Below are 797 nucleotides of genomic sequence, written 5' to 3' on the forward strand. Positions count from 1 at the left end.
CCAAGCTCAATCAGCCGGGCCGGGTCACTCAGGCGCCCGCTGCCGAAATCTGCCAGCATGGCCTGCCAGCCCTCTCCCTGCGGGCGGATCAGGATATTGGCGGGCTTCAGATCTTTATGGATGACTGCCACGCCATGGGCGGCTGCGACGGCCTGGGCAATCTGGCGGAACAACTCCAGCCGCTGCTCGATAGCCAACCCGGCCAGCCGGCCCTGATGCTCGGCCCAGCCCAGCAGATTGTCGCCACCGTACTGACTTTCCAGAAAGAACGGGGCCCGCTCGAAATTCCAGTCGAGAATGCGCAACACATCCGGCCGCTCCCCCAACTGCTCATACAAGACCCGCGACAAGGTGGCCTCGCGCTTGAGGCTGGTCAGCTGGCCGGCATTGGCGGCGTACTTGAAGACGCGCAGCGCCTTGGTCTGGCGGTGACTGGCGAGCCAGGCCTCGCCTGCGGCGGATTTGCCCAGCAGCCGATCCAGCACAAAGCCAGGGCGCTCGGGTGCGGCCTGTCCGACGGCGAGGGCGAGCGGGCTGTCATAACTCTGCCCGACGGCTGTGCGCTGCACTTCGGTGGTGATCCGGTATCCGACCTTGGGCAGGGCCTCGATCAGACCGGCATTGGATTCGCCCAGAGCGGTACGCAGGCGGGTCATGGCGCTGGCGAGCACATTCTCGCCGACAAACCGTCCTTGCCAGACCTGCTCCTCCAGTGCCTTGCGGGTGACAACCTCGCCACGATGCTTCAGCAGAATGCCGAGAATGCGGGCAGATTGCGGCTGAATATCGACAGACAG

1 protein-coding gene is annotated in these 797 nt (G+C 64.9%); it reads right to left on the minus strand.

From position 1 onward, the window contains the following. Positions 1-797, minus strand: a 797-nt coding sequence (locus tag PZA18_RS24020) for a winged helix-turn-helix domain-containing protein (protein ID WP_284103417.1), incomplete at both ends; no start/stop codon positions are given.

Origin of the sequence: Parachitinimonas caeni (assembly GCF_030129945.1) — a bacterium.
Taxonomy (GTDB): domain Bacteria; phylum Pseudomonadota; class Gammaproteobacteria; order Burkholderiales; family Chitinimonadaceae; genus Parachitinimonas; species Parachitinimonas caeni.